The 14,306-nt window shown below is 34.9% G+C and carries 14 protein-coding genes; 11 read left to right on the top strand and 3 right to left on the bottom strand.

Translation table 11 applies throughout. The features are described 5' to 3' along the window. Together OEV82_RS14605 and arsC are read left to right on the top strand one after the other, a co-directional pair. Positions 1 to 117, top strand: a 117-nt coding sequence (locus OEV82_RS14605; protein ID WP_263062283.1) for a transposase, incomplete at its 5' end; no start/stop codon positions are given. 81 nt (positions 118 to 198) lie between these two features. Further along, complete coding sequence (gene arsC / locus OEV82_RS14600) at positions 199 to 600, top strand: arsenate reductase (thioredoxin) (RefSeq protein WP_263062282.1); 402 nt, start codon at positions 199 to 201, stop codon at positions 598 to 600. Positions 601 to 833: 233 nt separating this feature from the next. Here the strand turns inward: arsC and OEV82_RS14595 are convergent, their stop codons facing one another. Next, positions 834 to 1,232 carry a secondary thiamine-phosphate synthase enzyme YjbQ gene (locus OEV82_RS14595; protein WP_263062281.1) on the bottom strand — a complete coding sequence of 133 codons (399 nt, stop codon included), beginning with the start codon at positions 1,230 to 1,232 and terminating at the stop codon, positions 834 to 836. 241 nt (positions 1,233 to 1,473) lie between these two features. On the opposite strand from OEV82_RS14595, the gene map reads away from it, so the two are divergent. Next, positions 1,474 to 2,217, top strand: coding sequence for a type I methionyl aminopeptidase (gene map / locus OEV82_RS14590; protein ID WP_263062280.1), 744 nt, complete (start codon positions 1,474 to 1,476; stop codon positions 2,215 to 2,217). A 206-nt stretch (positions 2,218 to 2,423) separates the two neighbouring features. On the opposite strand, the gene OEV82_RS14585 is transcribed toward map, so the two are convergent. After that, on the bottom strand, positions 2,424 to 3,947 hold the full coding sequence (locus OEV82_RS14585) for an AbgT family transporter (protein ID WP_263062279.1): 1,524 nt from the start codon (positions 3,945 to 3,947) through the stop codon (positions 2,424 to 2,426). A 373-nt stretch (positions 3,948 to 4,320) separates the two neighbouring features. Here OEV82_RS14585 and OEV82_RS14580 point away from each other — a divergent pair, with 373 nt between their 5' ends. From OEV82_RS14580 to OEV82_RS14570, 3 genes are read left to right on the top strand one after another with little or no spacing between them, the layout of a single operon-like run. Then, complete coding sequence (locus tag OEV82_RS14580) at positions 4,321 to 5,220, top strand: DnaD domain-containing protein (RefSeq protein ID WP_263062278.1); 900 nt, start codon at positions 4,321 to 4,323, stop codon at positions 5,218 to 5,220. Beyond that, positions 5,217 to 6,494 (top strand): replicative DNA helicase, encoded by a 1,278-nt coding sequence (locus tag OEV82_RS14575; protein WP_263062277.1) that lies wholly within the window; start codon positions 5,217 to 5,219, stop codon positions 6,492 to 6,494. Before OEV82_RS14580 ends, OEV82_RS14575 begins: the two co-directional genes overlap by 4 nt. Positions 6,495 to 6,509: 15 nt before the next feature. After that, a complete protein-coding gene (locus tag OEV82_RS14570) occupies positions 6,510 to 6,929 on the top strand; it encodes a hypothetical protein (RefSeq protein ID WP_263062276.1) in 420 nt (139 codons plus the stop codon). A gap of 403 nt (positions 6,930 to 7,332) precedes the next feature. Here OEV82_RS14570 and OEV82_RS14565 read toward each other — a convergent pair whose 3' ends face one another. Beyond that, entirely contained in the window at positions 7,333 to 8,298 is a 966-nt protein-coding gene (locus OEV82_RS14565) for an AraC family transcriptional regulator (RefSeq protein WP_173657835.1), read from the bottom strand. 155 nt (positions 8,299 to 8,453) lie between these two features. On the opposite strand from OEV82_RS14565, the gene rhaB reads away from it, so the two are divergent. The 5 genes from rhaB to OEV82_RS14540 all read left to right on the top strand — a co-directional run bounded on the left by rhaB (position 8,454) and on the right by OEV82_RS14540 (position 14,060). Further along, positions 8,454 to 9,905 carry a rhamnulokinase gene (rhaB, locus tag OEV82_RS14560; protein ID WP_263062275.1) on the top strand — a complete coding sequence of 484 codons (1,452 nt, stop codon included), beginning with the start codon at positions 8,454 to 8,456 and terminating at the stop codon, positions 9,903 to 9,905. Positions 9,906 to 9,933: 28 nt separating this feature from the next. After that, on the top strand, positions 9,934 to 11,196 hold the full coding sequence (locus OEV82_RS14555; protein ID WP_263062274.1) for an L-rhamnose isomerase: 1,263 nt from the start codon (positions 9,934 to 9,936) through the stop codon (positions 11,194 to 11,196). An 18-nt stretch (positions 11,197 to 11,214) separates the two neighbouring features. Then, the gene (rhaD, locus tag OEV82_RS14550; protein ID WP_263062273.1) at positions 11,215 to 12,036 is read left to right on the top strand and encodes a rhamnulose-1-phosphate aldolase; all 822 of its coding nucleotides are present in this window, start codon (positions 11,215 to 11,217) and stop codon (positions 12,034 to 12,036) included. A gap of 365 nt (positions 12,037 to 12,401) precedes the next feature. After that, positions 12,402 to 12,716, top strand: coding sequence for an L-rhamnose mutarotase (gene rhaM / locus OEV82_RS14545; RefSeq protein ID WP_173657831.1), 315 nt, complete (start codon positions 12,402 to 12,404; stop codon positions 12,714 to 12,716). 18 nt (positions 12,717 to 12,734) lie between these two features. Continuing rightward, positions 12,735 to 14,060: an MFS transporter gene (locus OEV82_RS14540; protein WP_173657830.1), complete on the top strand. Its 1,326-nt coding sequence runs from the start codon at positions 12,735 to 12,737 to the stop codon at positions 14,058 to 14,060. Positions 14,061 to 14,306: the final 246 nt, after the last annotated feature.

Below are 14,306 nucleotides of genomic sequence, written 5' to 3'. Positions count from 1 at the left end.
AATAATACCACAAAAGTCATCAAGCGAAACGGCTATGGATATAAAAACTTCAAGAGATTTCGAGCAAGAATCTTATTGAGACATCAGTATAAAGGAATGGGTCTACATATAGGATAGGGGTGGTCTGATTTCTTTACCACCCCAACATTTGACGGAGAACCAAAAAAATAGATGCATTCTAAAGGAGCTTAGATTACCATGTTAAAAAAGATTATCTACTTTTTATGTACAGGAAACTCTTGTCGGAGTCAGATGGCAGAAGGATGGGCAAAAAAATACCTTGGTGAAGAATGGATCGTAAAAAGTGCCGGACTTGAGGCCCATGGTCTAAATCCAAATGCTGTAAAGGCGATGAAGGAAGTGGGGATTGATATTTCCGACCAAACATCAGATATCATTGATCCTCACATCTTGAACCGGGCAGATTTGGTTGTTACGCTTTGTGGTCATGCTCGTGATCATTGTCCTGTACCACCACCACATGTTAAACATGTTCATTGGGGATTCGATGATCCTGCTGGAAAAGACTGGTCTGAATTTCAACGTGTTCGTGACGAAATCGGTCAACGCATCAAACGTTTTGCTGAAACAGGGCAATAACATTTCATATAAGGCACCTTCAAAAAAACAGGAAGGTGCCATTTTTCATACCGTCTTGTTTTCTCCTAATGCGGAAGGGAGTGAAACAATGAAAAGTTTCTGTTCAATCTAGCCACCAAGTGAATGTTAACGGGGCTTTAGTCCGAATTGTGTCGTATTTTGTCACTTTCTAGCCTTTTGCAAAGGGAATGTTAAGCATAGGGATGAGATGTTCATTTATATTACTGCCAGCTTTATCTCATAATTTTCGCATGAAACTTTCGATTCCGTGGGCCGTCAAATTCACAAAAATAAACGCCCTGCCAAGTGCCAAGGACGAGTCTTCCATTAGAGATCACGAGTGTTTGGGCATGTCCAACTGTGCTTGTTTTCAGATGGGCAGCTGTATTTCCTTCAATATGTCTGTCTTCCGGATGATTCCATGGATACACTTCTGCAAGCCGGCGAAGCATGTCGCTTTTTACATCAGGGTCAGCATTTTCGTTTACTGTAATGCCTGCAGTTGTATGTAGTGATGAGACAATGAGTATCCCATCTTTTACCCCTGTTTCTTGAATCCAATCTTCAAGTACATCCGTAATTTCAATCATCTCATCATGTTTTGTTGTGCGTAAATGAAATATTTTTTCCATATTTAACCTCCATTCTATCGATAAAAGAAACGATAGGTAAATGATATGTGCATATCAATATTTTATATAATAACCCCCTTAGATGACAGGAAAAATGTTTTAATACAACCTCGAGCGAAAAAGATGACTTGTCATAGACTTTATTAAGTTGTATTCGTCATATATGGTATGATTTTATAAACATTTATTTTATAATAAGAAAGATTTCGCAGATATTAAATAAGAAAAGTGAGGAAAGAACATGATTGTAAAAACGACAGAAGATATAAAGGGTTTAAAAGAGATTGGTAAAATTTGTGGTTCGATCAGAGATGAATTAGTTCAAGCGACAAAGCCTGGTATAACAACTAAAGAACTTGATGATATTGCAAAAAAACTATTTGAACAAGCAGGGGCACAATCTGCACCAAAAAGCGAATATGATTTTCCTGGATATACGTGTATTAGTGTAAATGAAGAAGTAGCCCATGGAATACCGGGGGACCGAGTAATTCAAGAAGGTGACATAGTAAATATCGATGTTTCTGGTTCAAAAAATGGATATTTTGCCGATACGGGCATTTCCTTTGTCATTGGAAAGGGCGAAGCAATGTTACAAAAAATATGTGATGTAGCGAAAGAAGCTTTCGAGGCTGGAGTGAAACATGCTTTTCCAGGATCTAGAACGAATGCACTCGGAAAAGCGGTGGAAGATACTGCCCAAAAACATGGCTTAACCGTTATAAAAAATCTAACCGGGCACGGCATTGGACGTACAATTCATGAAGAACCCGAACATATTCTTAATTTTTACTCGGACTGGGAGGATGAAGAATTAAAAGAAGGAATGGTTATTGCCTTTGAACCATTTATTTCAACATATGAAGAAGAAGTTTATCTGTGTGAGGACGATGGATGGACACTTCTAACGGAAGAAAGTTTGGTGGCTCAATATGAACATACACTCATTATTACGAAAGATGGTCCGATTATTACAACGTTGTGATTGCACTTTTGCCTTTGAGAAATTGGCGCTTCGATTATATTTCGACTATGAAAAAGTCGTACGCTAAAAAGCTGGAACACATGTCCAAACACAGGTGTAGGAAGTAGTTTGGCGTGTTTTCTTTAAGGACATTCTCCAGAAGGAAACCGATCGCTTTCTTCTGGAGTTTATTCCTTTTCTATATTTCTTTATACAATTTGATTTTTTCATGGTCCGAATGGCAAGCCGAGTAAATACCAAACAGCAAATAAAACGATCCAAGGAATACCTAGAAAAATAGAGTAAGGTAGCAGCAGAGAAATTAAGGTTCCTAACTTTACATTCTTATCAAATTTTTGAGCAGTAACTAATAAAATTCCAAAATAGGCAAGCATTGGCGTAATTGCGTTCGTAATTGAATCGGCAACGCGATAGGCCGCTTGTGTTACGGCAGGATCGATCTGCATATACATAAACATTGGGACAAATACGGGAGCTAATAGTGCCCATTTTGCTGAAGCACTGGCAATCAATATGTTTACGAATGCTGAAAAAATAATAAAAGCGAGCAGTAAAGGTAGTCCCGTAAAACCTAGATCACTTAAAAATTCTGCCCCACGAATGGAAATGATGGAACCTAGATTACTCCAATCAAAAATTGCAATCATTTGCGATGCCACAAATGCAATGAGGATAAAATAGGCCATACTAGACATAGCATCCGTCAAATGTTTGGAGATATCTCTGTCGGACTTTAGACTTTTTACGATAAAACCATACACGATCGATGGTACAATAAAAAGGATTAAGATTAATGGGATTAATGAGTCCATTAAAGGTGAATCAATGAGTGATCCCGTTTCTGGATCTCTTAGCATTCCATTTTCGGGTACGGTCATGAATAAAAGCAATACAACAAACAACCCCGTCACGATGCCTGCCCATTTCAATCCCTTTTTCTCTATTTCCGATAATTCTTCAACGTCTCCCTTATATGAACCTTTATAAGTCCCTAGTCTTGGTTGGATAATTCTTTTCGTAACAAAAGCAGCGATTGGAACTATAAGAAAAGTAGATACAAATGAAAAATAAAAGTTAATCGATGGATTGACTCGTATAGATGAATCGACCATGTCAATCCCAACTTGCGTGAATCCAGTTATTAATACATCTGTGATATTTATAATGATATTGGCACCAAATCCTGCTGCAGCTGCCGCATATGAAGCGACAATCCCTGCTAATGGGTGCATGCCAATCGATATGAAGATGACTGCTGCAATTGGTGGTAAAGCAATAAATACTGCATCACCCGCTAGGTTCCCTACAACGCCAATAAAAATAATCATAGGGATAATCAGACTCCGATGTGATTTGAGAACAGCGAATTTAATTACCGTAAGCAGTAAACCGGTAGACTCCGCTAAACCAACCCCTAACATTGCAACCAATACTACACCGAGAGGGGGAAATTCAATAAAGACAGATACCATATTGGTTAAAATTTGGATTACCCCTTCAGTACTTAATAAATTGACGGCAGTGATCACTTCACCATTTGCAGGATTAATGGCCGACCATTCAAAAAAAGCGGCTATTGCGGATGCAATTAAGATAAGGATCGTCAATATAAAAAAGAGAGTAATAATATCTGGTAATTTATTTCCATATTTCTCGACAAGGTTTAAAAATCTTTGGAAAAATCCACTATCTTTCCTTTCCGTTCCCTTTTCCAACGCTGGTTGGCTCATATTTCTACCACCCTCATTCTCGGTAATTTTGTGATATCCATTGCGCCTTTCCCTCCTTTTTAGGTTAAAGATCATTCAAGAAAAAGAATTATGGTTTGATTATAATGAAAATTTAGTAATTTTCAAATAAAAGGATTTAGACAAACTGAATTGAAGTAACTTAAGGCTGGTACGACTGGATGCGTGCATCGAGTTTCTGTCAATGATCTCAAAGACAGCTTTTGAACAGCCTCTCATCTTTGGAAAAATTCCGTCCTCTTTCATCAATGGTTCTTAAAAAATTTCCCCTTATTTTTAGAAAAATTAACCTTTTTTCTGAGAATGTTTCATAACACATATGAAAGGATTTTTAAAACAGATGGAGGGGTTGAAAATGAGTCGTTTATTAATCAATGAATATACAATTCCCATTTCGATCACATTGGCGGAAAAGGTCGGTGTCCATGAGGCGATTTTTCTACAACAACTGCATTACTGGCTGCAAGACAGTCACCATATTCATGACGGACATAAGTGGGTGTATAACACATATCAAGATTGGCATAAACAGATGCCATTTTTATCGATAAACCAAATTCGTCGGATTGTCCGCGAATTAGAGAAAAGCAATTTAATCTTAACCGGAAATTTTAATCGATTAAAACTAGATAAAACGAAATGGTATCGAATTAATTACGAAGCGGTAGAACAGTTATGTCAAGATACAAACACACAACAACTATTTATTGAATCGTGTAACAATGAAACTTGTCCACAAAAAGAGGATACGGATGAACAAACTCGACAATCACAAAAAAACAACTCGAGGGGACAGGAGACTCAGTCGGAACATACGCAAAAAACACCTCGATCAAAAAACGGCAACCAAACAATACCAAAGACTACGACAGAGACTACTTCAAAGAAGATGATAGATGATGATGAATACGCGTGCGCAGTCAATCCGTTTCAGTTTTTTGAAGAAAACGGATTTGGGACCGTTGGTGGATATTTAGCCGAAAAAATAATGGCTTGGTGTGAAGATTTGTCGACAGAACTTGTTGTGGAAGCCATGAAACTCGCTGTTGAATTTGGTTGTAAACATTGGAAATATGTAGAGGCCATTTTGAAACAATGGGCCGATAAAGGATATCAATCGGTAAAGGATGTTCAAGCTGCTCGGTTACATTTTGAAGAAAAAAGGTCGAAAAAAAGCGGGCGGAAATTCGAAAAACAAGGCAGAGATATCCCGCAATTTTCGGAAATGGACTTTTCATTAGGAGAGGATGAATGATGTATGTTGAAAAAAGTTTTCTTGGTTGCTTAATAAAAGCAGGCTACCTAATTCAAAGCACCGTGATTCGACCCGAATATCTACAAGAAACCCGTCACCAAATCCTTATGAAACGGATGATTGAACTGAACCAAGCTGGAAAGCCCATTGATTTCATTCTATTAACCACCATTCCGGAACTGAAAATGATTGGAGGAATATCCTATTTAAATGAACTAGAGTCTTGCGCGGAAATTGAAAAATTTGATGAACTGGAAGACGTAATTATCGAAGATTGGAAGGAACGTGAGAAGCAAAATATTTTACAAATTGCGTCAATAAATGATTGGGAGATTCATACGGTCATTGAAAAATTGAATGAAATTAGTGAAGTGAAACTGGATGATTGTACATCGCTGTCGGAAGCTCTTGTTGATTTGTATGAGTCGCCTTGGAACGATCCTGAACCGATGCATAGTGTTTCAACGGGGATTCGTCATTTAGATGCGTTAACAGGTGGTTTCCAAAAGGGTGAAGTAACCACTATCGCTGCTCGTCCGTCAATGGGCAAGACGGATGTAATGCTTCATTTTGCTAAAATAGCAGGCTGGTCCGGCTTTTTACCGTTAATTTTTTCATTGGAAATGCCGGAAAAATTAATTACCAAACGGCTCATTGCCTCAACAGGCGGATTTAACCGGGCGAAATTACGGAATCCTAAACGGTTGTTAATGGAAAAGCAAAAGGCAAAATGGGCAGATATATTAGGCAAACTAAGCAAGACGAACATTCAAATCTTTGATAAAAGCGGTCAAACGATTCCCGAAATGCGGGCGAAAATTAGAAAAATGTTGCACCTATACCCAGACAAAAAACCAATCGTGTTTATCGACTATTTAACGTTAATTCGAACAACTGATTCATTCGGAGGAAACTCCCATTTACAAGTAACAGAGATTTCCAAAAATCTAAAAATGATGGCGAAGGAATTTGATATTCCGGTTATTTGTTTAGCTCAACTGAACCGAAGTGTGGAAACACGCGGAGATAAACGGCCGACGATGTCCGATATTCGTGAATCGGGAAGCATTGAACAAGATGCGGATGTTATTTTATTACTGTATCGTGAACAATATTATAATCGGTTATCAATGAATGATACATTGGAAATGATTGTAGGGAAAAACCGCAACGGTCCCGTTGGCTCTATTTCAGTGAAATATAATATGTACACAGGAAAAATTGAAGAGATCCAAAAAGAAGAATCGACTATGCAGAAAGCTAGCGTAATATAAATCGGGGTGAGTGGTATGACGATTAAAGAACTATATCTTGATGCGTTAAAAAATGAGGCAACTGCTTTAGTCTATTGTATATACTATTTATTAATGGAAAAAAAGATTTCATTACATGATCCGATTGGCAAATTAGATTTAAAGCAAGTGGACAATGATAAAGTAGCGAAATTGGTTGAAGAAAATGTGTTAGGCATTGAAAAAATCGGGATTTATTCTTTGCAAATGCATGAAGACCGATTCGTCTATATCTTTGCCAAAAGTGAACAAGAAGCCATCGCACATTACATAAAAACTTATCAAATTAGCCCTTTAAATTGCACCGAACATTCACTTGACATGGAAATGATCCGCGGCAAAAAAGTGATTACATTTCGAGAACTGAAGAAGGAATATGATCAATTTCCAGTGGTTGTTGGGTATTATGAGATGTAACTTACGTTTTTTATTTAGGGGGTTATATAAATACCTGAAAGAGAAGTTTGACAATAAGGAGGAATTAAAAAACAAAAATACATGAAGAAAGAGCAGTATATAAATTTTTCGATTTACTTAAATGTTGATCCTTGTTTGCAGTAATGCTAATTATATACGTAAAAGCTGGGGAAGTATTTCTATATCAAAATTTCACTGCTGTTTCCAACTGAGTGTTATTACATACACTATTCTTAAATTTTAAGTATTCCTATGTGAAAAGGGGATTCATTTGGGATATGCCAAAATTGATATAAAACACAGGGACAGTTTTTGAAGATCCAAAACTTTAGTACTTTCATCATACCATTCTTCATACTAGTCAGTTTATTCTAAAGCTATTTTTAATATATTTAAATGATTTTCATTCTTTCCGATCTTCACCGGGTAATCTTTTATAATACTGTTTATATTTTTCATAAAAGAAGTGTTTATTTGAAAAACCGACCTCTTGTGCGATTTCGTTAATAGGCATTGAGGTGGCAGTAATTAAATTTCTAGCTTTTATAAGTCTTTGTCTTGTTACCAATTCACTAAATGTATATGATGTTTCTTTCTTAATCAAATTACTTAAGTAATTTTTGTTATACCCATATTTTTTTGCGATTTCTCCTATTTTTATTTCTTTATAATGTTTTTCAATTTCTTTTAATATATCAATTATTAAAGATTGGTGGGGGGTGATTTTTTTATCTTCTTTTATACTATAATTGCGAACAAGTTCTGTAAATAAAATGTTTAATAGATTACTAATAATGATATCCGCATACGGTTTTTGTAGATAATATTCTTCAACAATTTGATTCAAAGTATTAATAATGGAGGAATTATTATTTTGATAGATTAAATATTTTTGTGAATTGTGTTCTCCACTTAAAATATTATTTAAAAATTCAAAAATAATATTGTTACTTACTTTCATTTCATATAACCATTGAATATTAATGGAACGATCGCTGAAAATGATATTTACCATAATATCTTCCTCAGATAAGGCTTTAATTTCATGCTGACACCCAATATCCAAAAGAATGATATCTCCTTCATGAAGAGTCACGGTTTCTCCCTCAACAACTTGTGTACATTTCCCGGAAACGACATAATTGATTTCAACAAACTGATGAGAATGCAACGGATAATCAGCAAAGCGATTGTGCTTGGAAATGAAAATATCCTTATTGTTATAGAAAAGTGTGTTTAAAATTTTAAAGGAATTATTCGTTTTTTCTTTATCTTTGTCTGAAATATTATCGACAAATGTCTTTTCCTTTTTATGAGCTTCTTCTTCAGGTGTATACGATTTTAATTTTTGCATTACAATTATATCCATAATTTTCCACCAATCTCTAATATGTAAATTTGATACTAACTGTCTTTCTTTCTGTCATTGTACCACAATTTTAATTACGATTAAATAATTAGTGTAAGCGATATCAATAACATAGAAATGTATCAGAATAATTCCTATAGAAAGGATAGAATAGAATGTATTATTACTTAGCGTTAGATATTGGGGCGTCAAGTGGAAGATTAATATCTGGAAGTTTGGTAGATGGCACACTTGAATTAAATGAAATTCATCGATTCGATAATGGTCTTATCCAAAAAAATGGTCATGATTATTGGGACATAGATTATTTAATTAACGAATTATTTGTTGGGTTAGAAAAGGCAAAGAAACTTGGCATTACCAAAGCTATGCTAGGAATTGATACATGGGCGGTTGATTACGTATTACTCGATAAAACAGGAAATAAATTAAAAAATCCAATAAGTTATCGTGATCATAGAACAAATGGTGCTATTGAAGAGTTTACGAAGAAAATTTCAAAAAGGAAAATTTATGAGAAAACTGGAATTCAATTTCAACAGTTTAACACTTTATATCAATTGTACAGAGAAGAAGAAAGCTTATTATTGAAAGCTGATAAAATTATGCTGATTCCAGATTATATTGGCTTTTGTTTAACCGGTAAGGCTGTTACCGAAGTGACTAATGCTTCAACAACACAATTGTTAAACCTTAAGCAAAAAAGATTTGATAATGATTTACTAAAAAAGATTCATGTAAGTGAAAAAAAGTTTCCTCCATTAATAGAAGCAGGGACAGTATTAGGAAGATTGAAAAAAGAATGGTATGAACGTTACGATTTACCGGATTGTGAGGTGATTACTGTTGCTACCCATGATACTGCTTCTGCGGTCATTGGTACACCAGCAATTGGTGAAAAATGGGCGTTCATTAGTTCGGGAACTTGGTCTTTATTAGGAGCAGAATTGACAATACCTGAAAATGGGATGGCAGCCTTTCAAGAAAATTATACGAATGAATGGGGAGCATATAATACTTATCGTTTTTTAAAAAACATCATGGGATTATGGATGGTTCAAAGTGTTAGGCGAAACATTCACAATCAATATACCTTCGGGGAAATGGCGGATCTAGCAAGTCAAGTTGTTCCATTTCAACAATTTATTGATGTAAATCATCCTCGGTTTACAAACCCAGAAAATATGATTATAGAAATACAAAATTTTTGTAGGGAATCAGGACAAACGGTCCCCCAATCAATAGGTGAAATTGTTTCTGCCATATATTGTAATTTAGCTTTATATTATGCAAATGAAATAAAAAAATTAGAATCAATAATTGGAAAAAAGATAGATTCGATTAACATTATTGGCGGTGGAAGTAATATAGCTTATTTAAATCAATTAACGAGTACCTTATCGAACAAAACGGTTTATGCTGGGCCAAGTGAGGCAACAGCAATTGGAAATATTATTGTACAAATGATTACAACTGGCTTATTGCAAGATGTTAAGGAAGGAAGACAACTCATTCAGAAATCTTTTGATATTAAATCTTATCACCCTGATATAAATGAATCTTATAAAAGTGTAGTGAACCAATATCAAACTTTTTTAGAGAAATAACCAATATCTAGATAAGGAGATGAACAAATTGAATACAGGGGAAGTAATAAGGGCATATGAATTGGCAAAAGAACGATATGCGAAAATAGGAGTAGATACAGATCAAGTGTTAAAAGAACTTGAAAAAATCAAGCTTTCCATTCATTGTTGGCAAGGAGATGATGTAAAAGGTTTTTTATTTCCTGGCCAAGAGTTAACCGGTGGTATTTCGGTTAGTGGTAATTACCCAGGGAAAGCGAAAACGCCTCAACAGTTAAGACAAGATCTAAGTAAAGCTTTATCTCTTATTCCAGGTAAACATAAAGTACAACTTCATGCCATTTATGCAGATACAGATGAAAAAGTAGACTTAAATGAGTTAGAACCAAGACATTTTACTTCTTGGGTTGATTGGGCAAAAGAAGAAGGTATCGGTCTTGATTTTAATGGGACATTCTTTTCACATCCAAAGTCTGCTAGTGGTTTCACTTTATCAAGTCCAGATCAGAAAATTCGTGAATTTTGGATTGAACATGGAAGACGTAGTCGAAAAATAGCCGAGTATTTTGGGAAAGAATTAGAACAACAAAGTGTAAATAACTTTTGGGTGCCCGATGGTTATAAAGATAATCCAATAGATAAACAATCACCTCGTGAACGTTTGATAGAAGCACTGGACGAAATCATGGCTGAAGAAATAGATGAAAAATATACTATTGAAGCTTTAGAAGGTAAGCTTTTTGGTACGGGTGTTGAATCCTTTACGGTGGGTTCTCATGAATTCTATATGGCTTATGCGTTAACCCGTGGAAAACTTTGGACCGTAGATGCAGGTCATTTTCATCCTACAGAAGACCCTTCCGATAAATTTTCAGCATTCTTACCTTTTGGAAAAGGATTAATGCTTCATGTTTCTCGCCCCGTACGGTGGGACAGTGACCATGTTGTAATTTTAGATGAAGCATTAATAAGAATTACACAATCATTAGTACGTGATCAACAATTAGATAAGGTAAACATTGGCTTAGATTTCTTTGATGCGACTATTAATCGTATCGCGGCTTGGGTAATCGGTTCAAGGAATACAATTAAAGGAATTTTAATGGGTATGCTTGCGCCAATTGAAGATTTGAAAGCAGCTGAACTAGCTGGTGATTATACGAAACGTTTAGCAGTTACAGAAGCATTAAAGACCTATCCTATTGGTGCTGTATGGGATTACTATTGTGTGAAACATAATGTACCTTTAGAAGAAGATTGGTTGGCCGATGTTCAACACTATGAAAAAGAAGAATTATTTACTCGTAATTAACTAAAGGGGTGTGTTTCAATGACAAACTTTATCGATTCTCCATATGTAAAAGAGTTTTCAAAAATTACTTTCCGTTTATATGACCATGGTTGGGATGAACGAAATGGTGGAAATATCAGTTACCGCTTAACGGAAGAAGAAGTGTCTCAATACGATGATGTCCATGATGTATTACGTACTATTCCAATTGATTTTGATGGAAAAGAATTGGCTGGTATGTTCTTTTTAGTAACAGGCACAGGCCGTTATTTTAAAAATATTATTGATTTTCCTGAGAGGGATAGTGGATTAGTTCGTATTACTGAAGATGGAAAAAGTATTAATATTTTATGGGGGTTTAATGATGGTGGGAAACCAACAAGTGAATTTCCTACACATTTAATGGGACATGCAGCTCGCTTAAAAGTAGACCCAAATCAACGGGTAATCATGCATTGTCATCCAACGAATTTAATTGCATTGACCTTTACCTTTCCATTAGATGAAAAAGAATTAACCCGTACATTATGGAAAATGCAGACGGAATCTATTGTAGTATTTCCTGATGGAATTGGGATTATTCCTTGGATGGTTCCTGGAAATTCAAAGATTGGTAACGTAACAAGTGAAAAGTTGAAAGAATTTTCAAGTGTAATCTGGCCACATCACGGCATTTTCGCTTCAGGTACAACAATTGATGAAGCATATGGATTAATTGAAACGATAGAAAAGGCAGCTGAAATTTATAATATTATCCGTTCAACAGGTGGAGATATTTTACAATTGATAACAGATCAACAGCTGACTGAATTAGCTCAGGCTTTTGGAGTAACACCAAAAGAAGGTTATCTAGAAGTTTAATAAACGTAATGTATCGTTTGCTAGATTCGTAAGCATTTATTAACGAATCTAGCATATTAGAAGCATTGAAGAATTTCAATTTTTTGAAAGGAAGTTAGTTATCAGCGATCTGTAATCTGTAAATTTGATACTCATGATGTTTGTATTTGATATTGTTACAGATAAGTGCATCAGATTAAATATAGTTGAAAGCGCTTATATTGGGATTGTTTTATTTTAAAAATTAAAAATAAAATTAAATTTTAAAAATATCTTAATTTAAAACTATTAATAAAAACGATAATTTCTACAGTACCATGTTTTCATTATTTTATACAGAACCATTTTTTAATTAAACGATAGACTGAATTAGATGGAGGGGTTTTATGATTCGTAAAGCATTTGTGATGAAGGTATATCCAGACAAGCATGATGAATACGAAAAGCGGCATAAAAAAATTTGGCCAGAAATGGTGGAAGAATTAAAGAATCATGGAGCACATAACTATTCTATCTTTTTAGATAAAGAAACAAATCAATTATTTGCTTATCTTGAAATTGAAGATGAAGAAAAGTGGAGGAAAATGGCAGAAACGGATATTAACCAAAAATGGTGGACTTATATGGAAAACGTAATGGAAACCAACTCAGATAAAAGCCCTATTTCAAAAGATTTAAAGGAAGTTTTCCATATGGAATAAAAAAGGGGAGTGGGTTAAATGACAAATAAACAAAGATTTGCAGCCAAAAATGTTACAGGATGGAAAGCAACATTAGCAGTCGCAATGACAAATTACATAGAAGCTGGTTCGATTATTGCTGCTGCGAGTAGTTTAACAATGTGGCAAGCGTATTTAGATCTAGATAGTATTGAAGTGGGTCTTTTGAGTGCTTTAAGTGCAAACGCATTAGGTGCAGCAATCGGTGCTTTACTTGGAGGGTATTTAACGGATAAATTTGGTCGGAAGATTGTACTTAATTATGATTTATTAATTTATATGATTGGTGCAGCACTAATTGCAGCGTCTATTAATTTTTCAATGTTATTAATTGGAACCGTTATCATTGGGGTTGCGGTGGGTGCTGGGGTTCCTGTTTCTTGGACTTATATGTCTGAAGAATCACCAAAGGAAAAACGTGCTTATCGTGTAGGTGCTACACAGTTAGCATGGTCTATAGGACCTGCAGTAACTTTTGCTTTAGCTGTGTTATTAGCTCCATTAGATTTGCTTGGTTCTAGAATTATTTTCTTACATCTGATCGTGATTGCATTTATAATATGGTACCTTCGCAGAGGACTACCGGAATCAAAAATTTGGGAAGAACAAAAGGAAAAAGAGAAAAAGGAGGTAACAAAAGGGATAATTCAAGGCAATATTTTAAAGGAATTATTTCAACTTAAACCGAATCGTCAAGCATTAATACTTTTAATTGGTATATATTTATTTTGGAATTTGACAGCAGGAGCAATGGGATACTTTATGCCTTACATTTATGAAAGTGTAGGTGGATTAACAAATTCACAAGCAAACAGTCTACAAGCAGTATTGTGGACATTAACCGTATTAACTACTTACTGTATTTTTATGAAACTAGGAGATAAATTTAGTAGAAGAGCAATTTTTACAATTGGAGCAGTTATGGGGATTGTTGCTTGGTTAATTTTAACTTTTATGTCAATGACATGGACTACCCTTATTGCCTTTGTCTTACTTTGGGGCTCAGCAGCTGGTATCGGCGCTCAAGCGTTTTATGCGGTCTGGACAACGGAATTATTCCCAACACGATATCGAGCCACGGCACAAGGAATCATGTACTTTATCGTTCGTTCTGGAATCGCTATTTGGACATTTATCCTTCCTACTTTAATGGAAAAATTAGGATTTATTGTTGCAGGTATTGTAATGATTGGTTTCCTAATCATCCACGCAATTATTGGGATTATAATGGCACCACTTACACAAGGTAAATCCTTAAAAGAAATTGAACAAGAACGATATAGTAAGGTTGTAAAAGAAAAACAATCAGATTATGCTTCTTTTTAAAGTTTATACTATTAAATCTTAAAAAAATAAAATACAATCTGTTAGTCAATTATAGTGGCTTATCCATATGGGGAAGCCTTTTTTTATTTATAAAGAGAACATATAAATATATTTTAATAATTCGATGATGTATAAAATTTTGTGTAAGCAAATTTCTAGATAAATAAAAATAGGTAGGGTATTCTCAGATTTGCGACCAAACAAATTGAGAAAGGATGACCCTACCTATGTCTAGTAGTATACCTA

The organism is Pallidibacillus thermolactis (assembly GCF_025660415.1).
In the GTDB taxonomy this organism is placed as follows: Bacteria; Bacillota; Bacilli; order Bacillales; family Caldibacillaceae; genus Pallidibacillus; species Pallidibacillus thermolactis.
Note: the sequence above shows the minus strand (reverse complement) of the source record. Positions and strands in the feature narration are given on the sequence as shown.

What these genes read in the sequence shown, in the direction of transcription:
- arsC (WP_263062282.1), top strand. Translation starts at nt 199, where the DNA reads ATGTTAAAAAAGATTATCTACTTTTTATGTACAGGAAACTCTTGTCGG.
- OEV82_RS14595 (WP_263062281.1), bottom strand. Translation starts at nt 1,232, where the DNA reads ATGGAAAAAATATTTCATTTACGCACAACAAAACATGATGAGATGATT.
- map (WP_263062280.1), top strand. Translation starts at nt 1,474, where the DNA reads ATGATTGTAAAAACGACAGAAGATATAAAGGGTTTAAAAGAGATTGGT.
- OEV82_RS14585 (WP_263062279.1), bottom strand. Translation starts at nt 3,947, where the DNA reads ATGAGCCAACCAGCGTTGGAAAAGGGAACGGAAAGGAAAGATAGTGGA.
- OEV82_RS14580 (WP_263062278.1), top strand. Translation starts at nt 4,321, where the DNA reads ATGAGTCGTTTATTAATCAATGAATATACAATTCCCATTTCGATCACA.
- OEV82_RS14575 (WP_263062277.1), top strand. Translation starts at nt 5,217, where the DNA reads ATGATGTATGTTGAAAAAAGTTTTCTTGGTTGCTTAATAAAAGCAGGC.
- OEV82_RS14570 (WP_263062276.1), top strand. Translation starts at nt 6,510, where the DNA reads ATGACGATTAAAGAACTATATCTTGATGCGTTAAAAAATGAGGCAACT.
- OEV82_RS14565 (WP_173657835.1), bottom strand. Translation starts at nt 8,298, where the DNA reads ATGGATATAATTGTAATGCAAAAATTAAAATCGTATACACCTGAAGAA.
- rhaB (WP_263062275.1), top strand. Translation starts at nt 8,454, where the DNA reads ATGTATTATTACTTAGCGTTAGATATTGGGGCGTCAAGTGGAAGATTA.
- rhaD (WP_263062273.1), top strand. Translation starts at nt 11,215, where the DNA reads ATGACAAACTTTATCGATTCTCCATATGTAAAAGAGTTTTCAAAAATT.
- rhaM (WP_173657831.1), top strand. Translation starts at nt 12,402, where the DNA reads ATGATTCGTAAAGCATTTGTGATGAAGGTATATCCAGACAAGCATGAT.
- OEV82_RS14540 (WP_173657830.1), top strand. Translation starts at nt 12,735, where the DNA reads ATGACAAATAAACAAAGATTTGCAGCCAAAAATGTTACAGGATGGAAA.